This window comes from Parapedobacter sp. GCM10030251 (genome assembly GCF_042666505.1).
Lineage (GTDB): Bacteria > Bacteroidota > Bacteroidia > Sphingobacteriales > Sphingobacteriaceae > Parapedobacter.
Genome location: NZ_JBHTDN010000013.1, coordinates 35,264 through 52,011, shown reverse-complemented (window position 1 = coordinate 52,011; position 16,748 = coordinate 35,264). Strand labels below are relative to the sequence as shown.

Here is a 16,748-nt window from a genome sequence, read left to right as displayed (position 1 = left end):
TAACAAAAAATCATAGTTGTAGATGATTAACATTACCCTACCAGACGGCTCCCGGCGTCAGTATGTACCAGGAGTCACCGCGATTGAAATCGCGCAATCCATTTCAGAAGGTTTAGCCCGCAACGTACTGGCGGCGGAAGTAAACGGCGAAGTATGGGATGCATCGCGTCCCTTAAACGAAGATGCCACATTACGGCTGCTTACCTGGAATGATAAAGATGGAAAATCGACCTTTTGGCACTCATCGGCCCACTTGATGGCTGAGGCGTTGGAAGCACTTTACCCCGGCACCAAGTTCGGTATAGGTCCGGCTATCGAAACCGGATTTTATTACGACGTTGATTTTGGTGATCGCGAGTTTTCTTCCGATGATTTCAAACAGATCGAGGAAAAGATGATCGAACTTGCCCGTGCTAAGTCGGAATATGTGCGCAAACCGGTGAGCAAAGCCGATGCGGAGGCTTATTTTACAGAAAAAGGTGATGAATATAAACTCGATTTAATTAAGGATCTGCCGGATGGCAGCATAACATTTTATACCCAAGGCAATTTTACCGACCTGTGCCGCGGGCCCCATATCCCTAACACGGGCTTTATTAAGGCCGTGAAACTGACGAACGTCGCCGGTGCGTACTGGCGCGGTGACGAGAGCCGGAAGCAGCTCACTCGTATTTATGGCGTGACATTTCCCAAAGCCAGTGAGTTGGCTGATTACCTTCACATGATCGAGGAGGCGAAAAAGCGTGACCACCGGAAACTGGGAAGGGAACTGGAATTATTCGCCTTTTCTGAAAAGGTAGGATTGGGACTTCCCTTGTGGTTGCCTAAAGGAGCGCGGTTGCGGCAAAAATTGATCGATTTTTTGCAGCGGGCCCAAATGAAGGCAGGGTATGAACCGGTGGTGACGCCCCACATCGGACATAAAAGCCTGTACGTCACCTCTGGCCACTACGAGAAATACGGCGCAGATTCGTTTCAGCCAATTCACACACCACAAGAAGGGGAGGAATTTCTGTTGAAGCCGATGAATTGCCCCCATCATTGCGAGATTTACAAAACCAAGCCTCGCTCATACAAAGATCTGCCGATCCGCTACGCGGAGTTCGGTACAGTTTATCGTTACGAACAGAGTGGGGAGTTGCATGGACTAACCCGTGTGCGGGGATTCACGCAAGACGATGCTCACCTATTTTGTCGTCCGGACCAGGTAAAAGACGAGTTTAAAAAGGTAATTGACCTGGTGCTTTATGTATTTGGGGCGCTGGGTTTCGAAGACTACGTTGCCCAAATCTCATTGCGCGATCCTGAAAACCGTGCGAAATATATTGGATCGGACGAAAACTGGGACCGGGCCGAAACGGACATCATAGAGGCAGCGGAAGAAAAGGGGCTAAAGACGGTAATCGAATTGGGCGAGGCGGCCTTTTATGGACCGAAACTTGACTTCATGGTCAAAGATGCGCTGGGCCGTAAATGGCAATTGGGAACTATCCAGGTTGATTACAACCTGCCCGAACGATTCGAATTGGAATATACCGGTAGTGACAACGCCAAACACCGGCCGGTAATGATTCATCGGGCTCCGTTTGGTTCATTGGAGCGTTTCGTAGCCGTATTGATTGAACATTGTGCAGGGCAGTTCCCTTTGTGGCTTGCACCTGAGCAGTTTATCATTCTTCCCGTGTCCGAAAAATACGAAGAATATGCAAAAAAACTTTTGGAATCCCTCAATAATTCCGATATTCGCGGCTTGGTTGACCTACGGGATGAAAAGGTAGGTCGCAAGATCAGGGATGCAGAATTAAAGAAAATCCCGTATATGCTTATCGTTGGTGAAAAAGAAGCCGAAAACGGCACGATTTCTGTTCGGAAACACGGCCAAGGTGACCTAGGAACGATGGGCATAGATGAGTTTAGCGAACAGTTAATTAAAGAAATAACCGTTTAATTATTTTAGACATTTGGCATTAAATAGACCAGGATTCAGAGGCCCAAGACCTCCGTTTAAGAAAAAGGAGCCGGAACACCGCATTAACGAGAATATCCGAGTACCGGAAGTACGATTGGTGGGCGAAAATATAGAGCAAGGGATTTATCCAACGCGTAGGGCTTTGGAATTGGCCGACGAATTGGAGCTGGATTTAGTTGAAATTTCGCCAAATGCTAATCCTCCGGTTTGCCGGATTATCGACTATAGCAAGTTCATCTACGAACAGAAGAAGAAGCAGAAAGAGATCAAGTCGAACGCGAAGCAAACGGTTATCAAGGAGATTCGCTTCGGTCCGAACACCAGCGATCATGACTTCGAGTTCAAACTTAAGCATGCAATCAAGTTTTTGGAAGCCGGAGAGAAAGTACGCGCATATGTTCACTTCAAGGGCCGTGCAATTGTTTATAAGGAACAGGGAGAAATCCTGTTGCTACGTTTTGCTCAGGCGTTGGAGGAATACGGCAAGGTGGAACTGCTTCCGAAGTTGGAAGGAAAACGGATGTTCCTGACGGTAGCACCCAAAGTGGGAGCAAAGAAATAACGAAATAACAAATCGATATATAATTCAATAAATCATGCCAAAAGTGAAAACCAATTCCAGTGCAAAAAAGCGTTTCAAGCTTACTGGAACAGGTAAAATTGCGCGGAAACATGCGTTCAAGAGTCACATCCTGACTAAGAAAAGCACAAAACGTAAACGCAATCTAACGCAAACCGGTTTAGTGTCTGAAGCAGATATGGGCAACGTAAAACGTATGCTTGCGATCGGCAAATAAACGGAAGTAAAGGAAGTAAAAATCAAAATTAGTAACCGGGTACTGGGTTGTAAGACCGTTGTGAAACACGGCGCCTGTTACCAAAAATCAAAAGATTATGCCACGTTCGGTTAACGCAGTAGCGTCAAGAAGAAGACGCAAAAAAATCCTCAAATTGGCCAAGGGCTACTATGGGGCGCGCAGCAAAGTATACACCGTTGCGAAAAATACAGTAGAAAAAGGATTGCAGTATGCTTACCGCGACCGCAAAACCAAAAAAAGGGAATTCAGAGCTTTATGGATACAACGTATCAACGCCGGTGCCCGCGAACACGGAATTTCGTATTCGCAGTTAATCGGTAAGTTGAATGCGAAAAACATCGGGTTGAACCGCAAGGTATTGGCCGATTTGGCCATGAACAATCCTGAGGCATTCAAGGCCGTAGTTGATGCAGTGAAATAAAGTTTAAACCCGATATCGATTTGTTAGAAAAAGGAAGCCAACGGCTTCCTTTTTTAGTTGCCCAACGCGAGATACATCACCCGATGTGGTCCGATTTGGGGGATTTCAAATTCATCGGAAACGAAGTCGAAGCCAAGGTGTGAATAAAAATCATATGCAACCCTTCGGGCATTACACCACAGATAATCCGCTTTCAATACGTGGGTTAAATGCTCGATTGCCGCGGTTAGTAAGGTCGAACCGATACCCTTGCCGCTCCAGTCTGGGTGCGTTGCCATTCCACGCAGCCGATATCCTACTCCTTCATGGTCTTCCATCGGTTCGTACTGGCAGGATAAGATGCTTACGATAGCATCGTCCGGAGTTGCATAGCCCATATGAAATGTTGCCTCATCATTATCGCCTTGAAAGTGACAAGCTGCCATCGGCGCGCCGTTTCGAAGTACGCGACTGCGCAAAGCGAGCGTTTCATCAGCCGTAATGAATTTAACCATGTCCACCGATTTTAGCTAATACATCCACCAGACGATTCGAATAGCCGTATTCGTTGTCGTACCATCCGACGACCTTCACCAATCCGCCGACAACTGACGTCAACTGCGCGTCGAAAACGCAGGAGTAGGGGCTGTTAATGATATCGACCGATACAATCGGGTCCTCTGTATATTGCAGAACGTTTTTTAACGTTTCCTCTGCGGCCGTTTTAAAAGTATGGTTGATTTCGTCAACCGTGGGCTGAGTGCGCAATATGCAGGTGAAGTCGGTAAGTGATCCGTTCAATACGGGTACCCGTATGCCCGCGCCTCCTAACTTACCTTCAAGATGGGGAAATACATTCGTTACCGCTTTCGCTGCACCTGTAGTAGTGGGAATGATCGATGCCGAAGCGGCTCGCGCCCTGCGAAGGTCCCTGTGCGGCGCATCGTGCAGGTTTTGGTCGCCGGTCATGCTATGCACAGTGGTGATGTAGCCATCAATGATGCCCCAATTGTCGTCCAGCACTTTTATCAATGGTGCGACGTTATTGGTTGTACACGATGCATTCGACAATAAGGGAGCGTGCAGATCAATCAACGTATCATTCACGCCCAGGACCACCGTTGGGATTTCTTTATCCGGCGAAGGGGCCGATATAACCACCTGGCGGGCACCTGCCGCCAAGTGGCCGGATGCTGTTTCCTGTGTGAGATGCTTTCCAGTCGACTCAACCACCAGATCGATACCCAGCGATTTCCAGGGGAGGTGATCCGGTATTCGTTCGTTGAGCACGGTGATGGCTTGGCCGTCGATAATCAATTTGTTTTCAGTTACGTCAACTGTGCCTAGATAAGGGCCATGTACGGAATCGTATTTAAATAGGTGGGCCAGCGTCTGCGAATCTGCTAAATCATTGATTGCGATGATATTGATGTCAGCATACCTTCTTAATAATAAGTTGCGGAGCGTGTTGCGGCCGATACGGCCAAATCCATTAATGGCGATATTGAGCATTTCAGTCGGGGTATCGTGGGTTTACCATGGTCAAAGTTACGCATTTGATTAGTATCCGGCGAAACAAAAAGTTGGAGTATTGGGTTATACAGGTATGAATAAGAAGAACTATGAATAAGAAGAACGAAAAATTTGAACCCAAAGATTCCGATCAACGGCCGCCGAGAAGTAACCGGGTGGTCAAGGATGCTGAGGACCGGGACTATCAACACGAAGAGCCGTCAATAACGGCTCCGGCATTGAAACGGAAATTCAGTGAACAACCCCCAACCAAGCACAATTCTAAAACCTGAAAGGCAATATAACAGTGGGATGACATACTTCATTCGCTTTCATCCATAATGGAGTTAACTTTACGAAAAAATTCCATTAGATCATGAAAACGATTATTGCCGCTACTGATTTTTCCAAAGAAGCGGAAAATGCAGTTGCTTATGCAGCCTCGCTTATCCAGCAAATCGGCGGAAAAATCATACTATTTAATGCGTATAGACCCTCTATTCACGTTTCAAATGCTCGCTTGTCGCCCAAAGCGCTTGACGAGTCTGCTAACCGTAGCCGGGAAAAATTGGCCCTGCAGGCCCAACAGATCAGCGATATCTACTCCATTCCGGTCTCCAGTTACACCAGTGTCATGGGGGACATTGAAGACGAAATTGATTACCTGTTTTCAGAATATGAAGCAGATTTATTGGTCATGGGGATGGCCGCCAGATCTTTGGAACAGGATTTACTGGGCAATACGACTACGGCGTTGATTCATCAGTTTAAGTTTCCAGTACTGGCCGTTCCTCTTGGTGCGAGGTTCGGGAAAATAGACCGGGCTTTGTTTGCATGTGATAACCTACAGGGGGTCCAGCGGGTAATTCTGGAAGAGATCAAAACATTGGCACTGGGCGTTGGGGCTTCCATTGAAATCTTTCATGTGGACAACCGCATCCGAAAAATCCAGCAGGTCAGGATCGACGACGAGATTATAGCCAAATTCGGAGAAGGATTGGACGGCGTAACCTACTATTATAAAAATGTCGAATCCAATGCCGTTATCAAAGCCATAGCCGACGAGTTAACCCATATAAATGCAGGCTTGCTGATTATGCTACCTGCCCAATATGGATTTTGGGCTTCGCTTATTCACCGAAGCAAAACACGGATTATGGCATCGGGGTTGTCCGTACCCTTGCTTTCCATTCCGCTGTCCTTTGCCCGGCAGCAGAAAAACTAGGATCGGAAACTACTGGCGGATAGCCGCTATCACATCGGAAATCTTCCGTTCGCCGTCCCAATATTCCTTCAGTTGACCGTTGCTACCGTAAATATATACAGCTGGGTATTGGGACGGTATGTGGAATTTATTAACAAAGTCGGCATTTCTGTCGTACAAAAGTTCGACATTCGCTTTGCCAACCAAGGGTTTGGCATGGGTTTCCAGAAAGGTACTCATCAGTGCCGGATCGTTCATGGACACAAAGTAAAAATTTGCGTCTTTTACCTCATCATAATGTTTGCCCAAATGGTTGGCTTCCTGTTGGCAATGGCCACAGGTAGGATCGAAAAGAATAAAAACGAGGTTTCCTTTTTTAGCCAGATCCGTTTTGGTAAACTGGATGCCACTACGTAATATATAGAATGTAAAATCGGGAATGACCGGTGACGGGGTGGGTTGTGGAGGGGCTGTGTCTGAAGGGGCTGCTGTCGGCTGCTCTTTCATAACGTCTGCCGACGGAGCTTCTGCGGACGAATTGGCTGATTTTGCATTATTATCGCAGGAGAGTGTCCCGGTCGTCAGCAAGAAACTGGCGAACGCCACTAACGAAGTTGTACGTATTGTCATAGACGCAAAGATAGGAGATTATGCGGAGAGTTTACGTACCAAAAGTTGGCACGTATAACTATCCTTCAACTCCAGGATGATTGCTTTTTTCACCAGAACCCGGTCTATTGTCTGTTGATTGTAATGGCGGATGGTGATGAGTTCCAGCCCTTTCTGAAATTGTACATCATATCGTGCACCGAGATCATCGAGCAAAGCCGCAACATTTTCGCCGGTATCATCTATACTGATTGAAAAGTTTACCGCACTGTTGTGCATCATGTTGACTTTAATATGATGCTGATGCAGTCTGCTGAAAATATCACTTAGGTTATCTTCTACGATAAATGAAAAGTCCTTAGGAAGTATCGAAATCAAAATCTGGTTGATTTTAAAAATGAATGAAGGTACAGGCAACGACTCGTTTGATTTCCATATTTGGGTGCCTTTGCCATCGGTGTCTACAAATGATTTGACGTATAGAGCAATGTTTTTGTTTTGCAGCGGTTTGATGGTCTTGGGATGGATGACTGTGGCACCATAATAGGTAAGCTCAATTGCGTCCAAATAAGACAATTCAGGAATCAGTTCCGTTTGATCGAACCATTTCGGATCTGCGTTCAACACACCGGGCACGTCTTTCCAGATGGTCACACTTTCGGCGTCGAGGCTGGCCGCAAAGATTGCGGCGGAATAATCCGAGCCTTCCCGGCCCAGTGTCGTCGTGAAATTCTCGGAAGTCGACCCAATAAAACCCTGCGTAACGACCAGTTGGTTTTCCAGTAGGGCAGGGATCCCAAGCTGGATGCGTTCAGCGGTAGTTTTCCAATCTACTTTTCCTTCCCGGTGGGTATTGTCTGTGAGGATGTAGTCCCTGGCATCGACCCATTTGCTTTTTAGTCCGACGTCATTCAAATAGTGGCACACGATGGTGGTAGATACAAGTTCGCCCACAGCCACAATTTGATCGTAGAGGTAGTCATACGGGTCTGCAGGATTTTCTTCTAATATCCATTCGATTTCCACAAACCGGTTGGCTACCTCGTGGTATACAGGATGGCTGTTGTCCGGAAACAAGCTTCGCATGATCGTATCATGATACTGTTTGGATTGTTCCAACAGCTCGAATGCGTCGCCCTCCTGTTTAAAATAACTTAACGTAAGCTGTTCGAGTAGATTCGTGGTCTTGCCCATGGCAGAAATCACGATAAGCAATTTGCCTTGCTGGTGAGTCGAGACAATACGGCTCAGGTTTATGACCCCTTCGGCGTCTTTGACCGACGCACCTCCGAATTTGAATACTTGCATCAAATAAAAATACTTATTTATTGGTTATTTCACCGATGATACGTTTTGCCCGATCTGTGAGTAGCCGATCAATTTCGGAATAGGGTACACGCAGCTCGGTTTGGCCGTCTACATAAGGCTTGATTTCGTAAATATTATACAGGAAAAGCAGGCTATCCGATTCTAGCGCAAAATTGTCGGGAATATGAAAGTGTCCCTCATCAAAAAAATAACGATCATCCAGCGGTTGATCAACGGAGAGGTTTTCTTGCTTCCTGAAATAACGTTCAGCAACGGCGGTCAGCTCGTTCCGAAAAGGTTTGGTAACGATATCGTCAAGCGTCAGCGGAACCTGATTTGCCAGGTCGTAATGCGCGAATACCGTAGCATAGTTTCCATGAGCGCCTCCTGTATACGCGTAAACATCGATAACCAACCCAAGGTAAGTGGGGGTGATGTGATGTACCTTTGCATTGGATTCGGAAGTCCAGATTCGAGGAAATGCGTCAGACAAAAAAAACCGGTCAAATTCGCTGACGAATGTTTGGGCCGCTCCTTTCACCGTCGCCGTATCACTACCCAGCAGCGTCTTTAAAACAAACCGATTGACCATGGAATCTTTAAACGACGGATAGGAAACCGCATAAAATGTAGTATCGGTGGTTTCGTTGGTTTTTACAACGTGGTCGCTATAGAGTGTATAATGTTCGTATTCATAGGCAAGCGTGTCAGTGGAAACAGCCTGTTCATCCCTTTCATTTGTCTCCCGGTTAAACTGGCATCCCGATAATACGCAGGAAGCAACGCTGAGGCATAGCCAAGCTTTCTGTACAATCTTTTTTAGCATAAATCTAGAATTTAAAAATCCAAGGAGACATTTATCCACTCCTTATCAAATGCAGCACCATATTTCCGATAGAAATTGATGGCAGGTTCGTTCCATTCCAGTACCTGCCAAACCACGCCGCTGTATCCCCTGTTTTTGCACAATTTTAAAGTTTCATCGAAGAGAGCCTTGCCAATTCCTTTGCCACGCATTCTTTCGGTAACGATGATATCTTCCAGATACAGCCTGCGGCCTTTCCATGTGGAATAGCGTATATAGAACAATGAAATGCCTACAACGAGGTTGTCCACTTCCGCAACGAAAGCTTCCCAAACCGGAAACGGACCAAACCCGGCTTCGACAAACTCCGCCATACTGACGGTGACTTCGTTAGGAGCACGTTCGTAAATAGCAAGCTCCTTGACCAATTCCATGATCTGCGGACAGTCGGCAACTTTGGCTTTTCGTATTGCAATATTCATCGGCTTCCGAAAATTGTGCTTCCCAAACGCACCATTGTGCTGCCCTGCTCTATGGCGATTTTATAATCGGAAGACATGCCCATAGATAATACGTCGAAATATTCAGCGTCAGTAAAGAAACTTACTTTAATGCCATTAAATAATGACTTTAACTCCCGGAACTCCTCCTTGATTTCTTTTGTATTGGACGTGTTTGTGGCGATTCCCATGAGTCCCCGAATACGTACATTTGACAGCTGACGAAATTCATCCGAACGGAGCAGTTCGATGAGTTCAACGTGATCGAGTCCGAATTTTGTATCTTCCGTGGCGATGTGTATCTGCAACAAACAGTCAATAACACGGTTGTTTTTTTTGGCGTGTTTATCAATTTCCTTCAGTAATTTCAAACTATCTACCGAGTGAATCAATGCAACAAAAGGTGCAATGTATTTAACTTTGTTACTTTGGAGATGGCCAATAAGGTGCCATTCGATGTCTTTGGGGAGCGCTTCCTGTTTGCCAACGAGTTCCTGCACCACGTTTTCACCGAATGCGCGCTGTCCGGCATGGTAAGCTTCCAGTATTTCTTCGTTAGACTTGGTCTTTGAAACAGCAATAAGGGTCACATTTAAACGGGAGAGCTCCTCCTCAATGGCTTTTATCTGATCGGCTATGTCCATAAATCCGGCGCTATTTTTGTAAGTTTGCACAAAACTACAAAACCACGGGGGATCCGCCAACAGGAATGAAACTTAATTGGGCAGCACATAGGATGCAGGGGATGGTAATCGCATGGATTGCGTTATTTTTCTGTACATCCTGCGGCGGAGAGAAAATTCCCGCTGGGGTCGTTTCGCCTAAACAGATGCCTGCGATACTGGTGGATATGCATCTGGCTGACGGGCAGCTGGCTTCATTGCCAATTGACTCAGCGCGTATGCGTAGGGATGGTTACTATCAAGCTGTTTTTGAGCGGCATCATATTGATTCCACAACCTTCAGGCAGAGCGTGGAATTTTATTCCAGCCGCCCGTACCTGATGAATGAATTTTACACGGATGTTGAAAAAAGGCTGAATGCCTTGAATTTAGCTGAACAGCAGCGTGTAGAAAAAAAATACGAAGCGCAACGACGTACAGATTCCATCCGCAATGCGCGGCTAACCGACAGCCTTCGGCGTATCGAACGAGATTCGCTTGATTTCAAACGCAAGCGCTACTTACTATTCCTGAATGCTCCGGATAGCCTATACGGTAAGCCCGATTCCGTTACCTATCAACTGCTTCGTGAGCGGATGCTTGAAGCAATCGGACTGAAAAATAATATCGGGGTCAGCAGTCAAAAAAGCCCCGTATTGCCAGCTAAGCCTCCGGTTATACCAAAGCCGTCTACGTCTGAGCCTCCCCGACCGAGGTTGCGGCCATTTGAAAAGATAAAATAGCGATGATTTACCCAGATAACGCGAGTGAGAAATTAGGCTTTACGGATATAAAGGCACTGATCAAAACCAAGTGTCTGAGTGAAGCAGGAAAGGAGTTGGTAGAAAAGATACAGCCACAGAAGCGGGTGGATCAAATTGATAAGTTTCTGCGGCAGGCACATGAATTTAAAGAGTTACTCATAAACGATGCGCCCTTTCCCGTGGACCATCTCTATCCCATCAAGCCGTTGGCGGAAAAGGCGCGGGTGGAAGGGACTTTTCTTTCAGAATCCGAGTTTTTCAGCATCCTGCTTTCATTGAAGACGGTCTTTGCCATTCTTCGATATTTTAATGAACGCAACGGTACCTATCCCAATTTAGAAGCGCTTTTTGAACACCTACCCATTGAAAAAAGTATCGTATCGGCGATCGAGCGGGTAGTCGACGAGAAAGGAAATGTACGGATGGATGCATCCCCCAAATTGGCTGACACGGTGGCTGCGATCGCAAAAGCGGAATTAGAAGCACGCAAGCGTATTGATCAGGTTTTCCGGATGGCGCAGCAGAATGGGTGGACAGCAGATGGCAATCTGACCATTCGGGATGGACGTCTGTGCATTCCGGTGCACGCTGAAAGCAAGCGCAAGATCAAGGGTTGGATACACGATGAGTCCGCCACCGGACAAACCGCCTTTATTGAGCCGGAGGAAGTGTTTCATCTCAATAATCAAGTGCGTGATCTGGAGTTTGAAAGAAGGCGTGAAATCGTGCGCATATTGACTGCACTGACCGATGAATTACGTTTGCATATACCCTTGTTATTGGATTATCATAATCTATTGACCAAGGTGGATTTCGTGCGTGCAAAGGCGCTATTTGCAATCGATATTGATGGGCATATGCCGGAGCTCTCCAAAGAGGCATCCATATCACTGGTTAACGCGCGCCACCCACTTCTGTTGCTCAATTTCAAAGGCAGCCAGCAAACTGTCGTTCCGTTAAACGTAACGGTCGATCAAACCCAGCGGATTATTGTCGTTTCGGGACCCAATGCCGGGGGCAAATCAGTCTGCATGAAAACCATTGGGCTCTTGCAGCTCATGGCGCAAGCGGGGCTGCTGATTCCGGCAGACCCCGCCTCAAGATTAGGTGTATTCAATCGGATTTTTGCCGATATCGGTGATGATCAATCGATCGAAAGCGATCTTAGCACTTATAGTGCACATCTCTCAAAGATGAAATATTTCTCGGAGCATGCCGATGCGAAAACGCTGATACTCATTGATGAGTTTGGTACAGGCACCGATCCGATGTTTGGTGGTCCCATTGCAGAGGCCGTCCTGGAGGTGTTCAACCAAAAGGAAGTAAGGGGAGTGGTAACGACTCATTATTCTAATTTAAAGATGTTTGCCAGCAATACCGAGGGGATTGAAAACGCATCCATGCTGTTTGATAATGTGGCGATGCGCCCTCTCTATATCTTGCAAACGGGTAAACCAGGCAGCTCTTATGCGTTTGAAATCGCACAGAAAATCGGATTAAACTCAGCGATCCTCCAGGCTGCGAAACAAAAAATCGGCGCGCAACAAAAGCGGGTAGATACCTTATTGGTTGACCTTGAACGGGATAAAAAGGAAGTGCATGATACCAAGGTTTCGATCGCGCAAAAAGAGCGGCAATTGGCTCGGTTAAAAGCCGAAAACGAACAATTGCAAGCTTATTTGGAAGAAAATAAAAAGACCATTCTCAAAAAGGCAAAGGACGAGGCCCGTGAAATCATTCGGAATGCGAATAAACTTGTCGAAAACACCATATCGGATATCAAAGCAAGCCAAGCAGATAAGCATAAGACCAAACAGCTGCGTCAGCAGCTCGAAGTAGAATTAAACAAGCACACCGATCAACCGGCGGCTTCCGTATCCAAGAGCAAACAAAACGTTCCTCAAGGGGTTTCTATTGAGGTGGGGGACTGGGTGAAGATACCCGACACGGGAAGTGAAGCCGAAGTGATCGGTCTATCGAAAAATAACTTGGTGCTGGCTATGGGCGAACTGCGCATGGTGAAGAAGCGGAGCGAAGTGGAACCCGTTGCTAAACGAAATGTGGCCAAGGCCTCACGGAAAACCTATCACGCCAGCGTATCGGAGGATGTTGCCAATTTCAAACCTGAAGTAGATGTGCGTGGTATGCGCACCGAAGCAGCTTTGAATGAGATTGAGAAGCACCTCGACAAGGCCGTGATGATGGGGTTTCCCAGTTTAAAAATCATTCACGGGAAAGGAGACGGAATTTTACGTAGGTTTATCCGTGATTATCTGCGCAAATATGGTGAAGTTGAGCGCCTGGAAGATGAGCATCCGGACCGGGGAGGCGAGGGGATCACTTATGCCTATTTGAGTTAGTTATAAATGATTAATATAAAATGCTGCATTGTCAGGTTGTGCGCCAACGGCTGAATCATAGCCAAGGTTGAACACTGATCGTTGATAGCTGAAAACCAGAGATATGGACTTTTTCCCAGAAGACAATGACTTAATTGCCATAGGCGTCTCCATTATTTCAGGCAGCCTGGTAGGTTTAGAACGCGAGTATAAAAATAAATCAGCCGGTTTCCGTACCATCGTACTGATCTGTTTGGGAGCAACTGCATTCACGATTGTCTCGCGTTACGGAGTGGGTAGTGACGATCGGATAGCAGCGAATATTATCACAGGCATCGGCTTCATCGGAGCGGGAGTGATTTTCAAGGACAAGTTTTCCGTGATGGGCTTGACCACCGCCGCGGTGATTTGGATGGTAGCGGGAATCGGAATGGCCGCAGGGATTGGGTATTACGGTTTGTCATTGTCGCTTTCCGTGATGACTGTACTGATCTTATCGGTTTTTAACAAGGTTGAAAGCGCCATGGAGCGAGTTTTCTTAACCCGGACCATTTTTGTTGTCTTTCAGGATATGGATATCACCAATATGGAATCGTTGAAACGGGTGATGGACAAGCACCATATCAATCACCGGCGAAAAACGGTCAGCAAACGAAACAGAAGGTTATCCGTTGTTTTTGAACTGGCAGCCGACCGGAAAAATCTCCAGGCATTCAACAATGAGATGATTAGCCTGACATACGTGGAAGAATTTTATTATAATTCGTAAATTGAAAGCGGCCGCTCGAAAATGGGCGGCCGCTTTCAATTTATAGTGAAGATATGCTTAGAAGCTGTATGTCAGTGAGGCATTCCATGTGGTGCCTAAACCATAAAAGTATCCAAACCCATCTTTGCGGCCGAAATATTCTTTGTTAAAGAGATTGAGCACGTTTCCACGCAATTTTAATCGTTGGGTGCCGATGTTAAATGCATAAGTTAGTCCTGCATCAACAACGCCGAACCCATCCAGTTTCTCGGGTTTATATACCTCGTCTTCCAATACGGCTTCGACAACATTTTCTGGATCCACCTGTGCATACAGATCGGTGTAAAAATTAAAATCTACGTCAACAGAGAGATCGGAGAGGATATTATACTTGGTGCCCAAACCAAATGAAGTCTGGGGAGCATTACCTATCTTAACACCGGACAAAGGCAATTCGCCGTTACCGATAATTTCTGAATTTACTTCTTCCCGGAATCGGAAAGGGGAGCTACCGTCATATTGCCAGTCCCCAATAGAACCATAGCCACGTATCATCCATTGAGGTAAAACTTGCGCTTGAAAATCAAGTTCCAATCCTTTATGTAATTGTTTGATGCCGGTAATCAGGTAAGCGCCTTCTATCCTGTCGTCTGAATACGTGCCATTAAATAACAGGAAGCGATTGGCCCATGACGTATAGTATCCATTTAAACTAACGGTAAAGTTTGGAATGGTGAATCGGTAACCTGCTTCCAATCCAAAAATCTCCTCGTTTTCTACCACAGGATCGGTGAAATCTACGGTATTTTGGACGAATACGTTATCTAAAAAAGGTTGACGAGAATAGAAACCGGTATTGGCAAAAATCGTATGTCCTTCCGCAAAGTCAAACGACGCTCCTCCCTTAATATTGTAACCGAGTTTGTTTTCCACGTCAGATTTAGCTTCCCCGCCTTCGTAGTTCCAACGATCAAATTTCTGGTAGGATTGGTTTGATATAGCGCCTTGTATAAATGCAGAAACCGTTTCATTGCTAAACTCGGCCTGACCGAATATACCTTGGTAGTTTAATTGCTCAGAGTTGTCGTACCCTACACGATACGCTTCACCCGCGGGATTGAATAATGCAGTCCATGGGTTAGCCTTAAACGTTTTTTCCACGACGTAGTCATCTCCCCGATTGGTGTTGGAACCATCCCAGCCCTGTAATCCCAACTTATTTACCAATTGCTGGAAGTGGTCCCCACGATAAAACCGAATATCCGCGCCAACATTGAACGTGAAATAATTTTGTGTGTCGAAGTTGTAATTGGTCACCAAGCCGTACCAAGCATGGTTATTCGCAGAAGCACGTAACATGGTGCCGTTATAGCCAGAACCGATGCCATCCGCGATGGTCTCTCGATTATAATCAACCACTCCCTGCCAGTTGATTAAACCGTTGGGAAGGTAACCTCCCCCACCAAATTGTTGACCCAGGAAACTTAAACCGCTACCCAGCGGACCCACTCCGCCGCCTCTCCCGATAGAAGCATAAAGAACAGTAGAAAGCGAAGAACTTTCGTTGATGTTGAAATCCCAGTTCAGATTCGCTACCGGCTTATGATAATAGTTTTTTCGAATGGCCAATCCTTTTCCATCCAAATAACCGTAGTTTGAATTGCCCTTGATTCCAGTAATGTCATAGCCCGGGTTATTGATCGTCGTCCGATTTCCTTCGGCATCGGTATTATAGCGCGTTACGAGGGCTTTTGAATAGTTTTGATCATGCCATTGCGGTGCGCCGAAAACCATGAAATTGAAATTATGGCGTTCATTGGGCTTGAAACCTACGGAGAAGAAATAGCTTTGACCTTCGCCGGCCGTTCCTATCGCATATTTTGCGTCCGCCCGCCAATAGTCTAACATAAACGAGAAGCCCCATTTGCCGTTAAGCCCGGTATTATACGAAACGGTTCCCTTGGCATAGCCATTATTCCCCGTTAGGAACCTGACGGAACCGCCTTTCTCGAAGTCCGTAGCTTTCGTCACGATATTGACCGTTCCGCCAACCGAAGAAATCGCTAACTTCGACGAGCCCAACCCACGTTGTACTTGCACTGCATTTGCTATATCGGCAATTGAACTCCAGTTAGACCAGTACATATTTCCGTCCTCCATACCATTAATTGGTTGGCCATTCAACAGATACGCCGTATTGGATTGATCAAATCCGCGGACGAAATTTTGGCCGTCGCCGAAACCACCGGCTTGATTGGTTACGAAAACGGAAGGTGTGTTTTTCATAATTTCGGGAAACTCTACGTTTCCAACCCCTTTATTCAATATTTCCGCCCGTGACACGGTCGATACGGCAATCGGTGTTTTTCGATCTTCTGCAATGTCGATGATTCCCCGGCCCACAACAACTACCTCTTCAAGGGATTGCGAATCCGAAGCTGTCAACACCAGGGTTCCTAAATTGGATTCGGTTGAAAAAGGAACTGTACGTGTGGTGAACCCAAGGATACGGATCACCAATTCGCCAGATTCGGCATCCGTAGATAAACTGAAATTTCCTTCACTATCCGTGGATGTCCCCCCTGATAAGCCTTTAACGGCCACGGTTGCGCCGGCAATCGGATAGGTGCCGTCGGTTACTTTGCCAATAAGCAAACGTTGTGCCCAGGAAAAGTTGCTAAACATTACGAAAAAAGCAACTAATGTAGCCCATTTAGTAGTTTTTTTTGCCATACCCTTAAAGATTTGATAAACGAAATGTGTGCAGAATGTAGTTTTCTCAGTAAACTTGAGGAAAGTCGTGTTTCATGTGCTATGAGAAACGTTACATTCATGATGAATGAATTGTTTATGTACAAAGGTAAGGCCTTTTGTGTGAAATTAACGTTAAGAAATTATTGTATAACCTAATTTTGGAGAATTGTTAACAAAAGATGGTTCCTTGATGCGGATTCCGTTAAGACAATTTAACGGACAACCGCGTCTGCCAACGGAATGAGATCTCCAGCCAGCCTGGAAAGTTTTCAGCAGGTGGCGCGTTTTCCTCAATTCCCGAAATCGATAACAATATCAATGCCCGCCTTGCCGATCAATAGCAGGATGATCGTTCT

The 16,748-nt window shown here is 46.2% G+C and carries 17 protein-coding genes; 9 read left to right on the top strand and 8 right to left on the bottom strand.

Annotation, left to right across the window (positions count from 1 at the left end; genetic code table 11):
• Positions 1-22: 22 nt before the first annotated feature.
• The 4 genes from thrS (at position 23) to rplT (ending at position 3,208) form a co-directional block, all read left to right on the top strand.
• Positions 23-1,948: a threonine--tRNA ligase gene (gene thrS, locus ACFQRK_RS21790; RefSeq protein WP_379010352.1), complete on the top strand. Its 1,926-nt coding sequence runs from the start codon at positions 23-25 to the stop codon at positions 1,946-1,948.
• 13 nt (positions 1,949-1,961) lie between these two features.
• Positions 1,962-2,531 carry a translation initiation factor IF-3 gene (gene infC, locus ACFQRK_RS21785; RefSeq protein ID WP_379010351.1) on the top strand — a complete coding sequence of 190 codons (570 nt, stop codon included), beginning with the start codon at positions 1,962-1,964 and terminating at the stop codon, positions 2,529-2,531.
• Between the two features lie 34 nt (positions 2,532-2,565).
• Positions 2,566-2,766, top strand: a complete 201-nt coding sequence (gene rpmI / locus ACFQRK_RS21780; protein WP_090629323.1) for a 50S ribosomal protein L35 — start codon at positions 2,566-2,568, stop codon at positions 2,764-2,766.
• 97 nt (positions 2,767-2,863) lie between these two features.
• Entirely contained in the window at positions 2,864-3,208 is a 345-nt protein-coding gene (rplT, locus tag ACFQRK_RS21775) for a 50S ribosomal protein L20 (protein ID WP_090629378.1), read from the top strand.
• Between the two features lie 53 nt (positions 3,209-3,261).
• Here rplT and ACFQRK_RS21770 read toward each other — a convergent pair whose 3' ends face one another.
• Both ACFQRK_RS21770 and gap read right to left on the bottom strand, forming a co-directional pair.
• The gene (locus ACFQRK_RS21770; RefSeq protein WP_379010350.1) at positions 3,262-3,702 is read right to left on the bottom strand and encodes a GNAT family N-acetyltransferase; all 441 of its coding nucleotides are present in this window, start codon (positions 3,700-3,702) and stop codon (positions 3,262-3,264) included.
• Positions 3,695-4,699, bottom strand: a complete 1,005-nt coding sequence (gap, locus tag ACFQRK_RS21765; RefSeq protein WP_379010348.1) for a type I glyceraldehyde-3-phosphate dehydrogenase — start codon at positions 4,697-4,699, stop codon at positions 3,695-3,697. The genes ACFQRK_RS21770 and gap overlap by 8 nt, the downstream gene beginning before the upstream one ends.
• Before the next feature lie 110 nt (positions 4,700-4,809).
• Here gap and ACFQRK_RS21760 point away from each other — a divergent pair, with 110 nt between their 5' ends.
• Positions 4,810-4,992, top strand: coding sequence for a hypothetical protein (locus ACFQRK_RS21760; protein ID WP_379010347.1), 183 nt, complete (start codon positions 4,810-4,812; stop codon positions 4,990-4,992).
• Between the two features lie 83 nt (positions 4,993-5,075).
• Positions 5,076-5,924 (top strand): universal stress protein, encoded by an 849-nt coding sequence (locus tag ACFQRK_RS21755; protein WP_379010346.1) that lies wholly within the window; start codon positions 5,076-5,078, stop codon positions 5,922-5,924.
• Between the two features lie 9 nt (positions 5,925-5,933).
• On the opposite strand, the gene ACFQRK_RS21750 is transcribed toward ACFQRK_RS21755, so the two are convergent.
• Genes ACFQRK_RS21750 through ACFQRK_RS21730 form a run of 5 tightly spaced genes read right to left on the bottom strand, consistent with a single transcriptional unit; the run spans position 5,934 to position 9,769 of the window.
• Positions 5,934-6,533 (bottom strand): redoxin domain-containing protein, encoded by a 600-nt coding sequence (locus ACFQRK_RS21750; protein WP_379010344.1) that lies wholly within the window; start codon positions 6,531-6,533, stop codon positions 5,934-5,936.
• Between the two features lie 18 nt (positions 6,534-6,551).
• On the bottom strand, positions 6,552-7,820 hold the full coding sequence (locus ACFQRK_RS21745) for an aspartate kinase (RefSeq protein ID WP_379010343.1): 1,269 nt from the start codon (positions 7,818-7,820) through the stop codon (positions 6,552-6,554).
• Between the two features lie 13 nt (positions 7,821-7,833).
• Complete coding sequence (locus tag ACFQRK_RS21740; RefSeq protein WP_379010341.1) at positions 7,834-8,646, bottom strand: DUF3298 domain-containing protein; 813 nt, start codon at positions 8,644-8,646, stop codon at positions 7,834-7,836.
• 11 nt (positions 8,647-8,657) lie between these two features.
• A complete protein-coding gene (locus tag ACFQRK_RS21735) occupies positions 8,658-9,107 on the bottom strand; it encodes a GNAT family N-acetyltransferase (RefSeq protein WP_379010340.1) in 450 nt (149 codons plus the stop codon).
• Positions 9,104-9,769: a YggS family pyridoxal phosphate-dependent enzyme gene (locus ACFQRK_RS21730; RefSeq protein ID WP_379010339.1), complete on the bottom strand. Its 666-nt coding sequence runs from the start codon at positions 9,767-9,769 to the stop codon at positions 9,104-9,106. Before ACFQRK_RS21730 ends, ACFQRK_RS21735 begins: the two co-directional genes overlap by 4 nt.
• A 65-nt stretch (positions 9,770-9,834) precedes the next feature.
• Between ACFQRK_RS21730 and ACFQRK_RS21725 the strand changes: the two genes are divergently transcribed.
• From ACFQRK_RS21725 to ACFQRK_RS21715, 3 genes are all read left to right on the top strand, one after another.
• Positions 9,835-10,530 (top strand): DUF4296 domain-containing protein, encoded by a 696-nt coding sequence (locus tag ACFQRK_RS21725; protein ID WP_379010338.1) that lies wholly within the window; start codon positions 9,835-9,837, stop codon positions 10,528-10,530.
• Between the two features lie 2 nt (positions 10,531-10,532).
• Positions 10,533-12,911 carry an endonuclease MutS2 gene (locus ACFQRK_RS21720; RefSeq protein ID WP_379010337.1) on the top strand — a complete coding sequence of 793 codons (2,379 nt, stop codon included), beginning with the start codon at positions 10,533-10,535 and terminating at the stop codon, positions 12,909-12,911.
• 103 nt (positions 12,912-13,014) lie between these two features.
• Positions 13,015-13,659 carry an MgtC/SapB family protein gene (locus ACFQRK_RS21715; RefSeq protein ID WP_379010336.1) on the top strand — a complete coding sequence of 215 codons (645 nt, stop codon included), beginning with the start codon at positions 13,015-13,017 and terminating at the stop codon, positions 13,657-13,659.
• Positions 13,660-13,716: 57 nt separating this feature from the next.
• Here the strand turns inward: ACFQRK_RS21715 and ACFQRK_RS21710 are convergent, their stop codons facing one another.
• Positions 13,717-16,371 carry a TonB-dependent receptor gene (locus ACFQRK_RS21710; protein ID WP_379010334.1) on the bottom strand — a complete coding sequence of 885 codons (2,655 nt, stop codon included), beginning with the start codon at positions 16,369-16,371 and terminating at the stop codon, positions 13,717-13,719.
• Between the last annotated feature and the right edge of the window lie 377 nt (positions 16,372-16,748).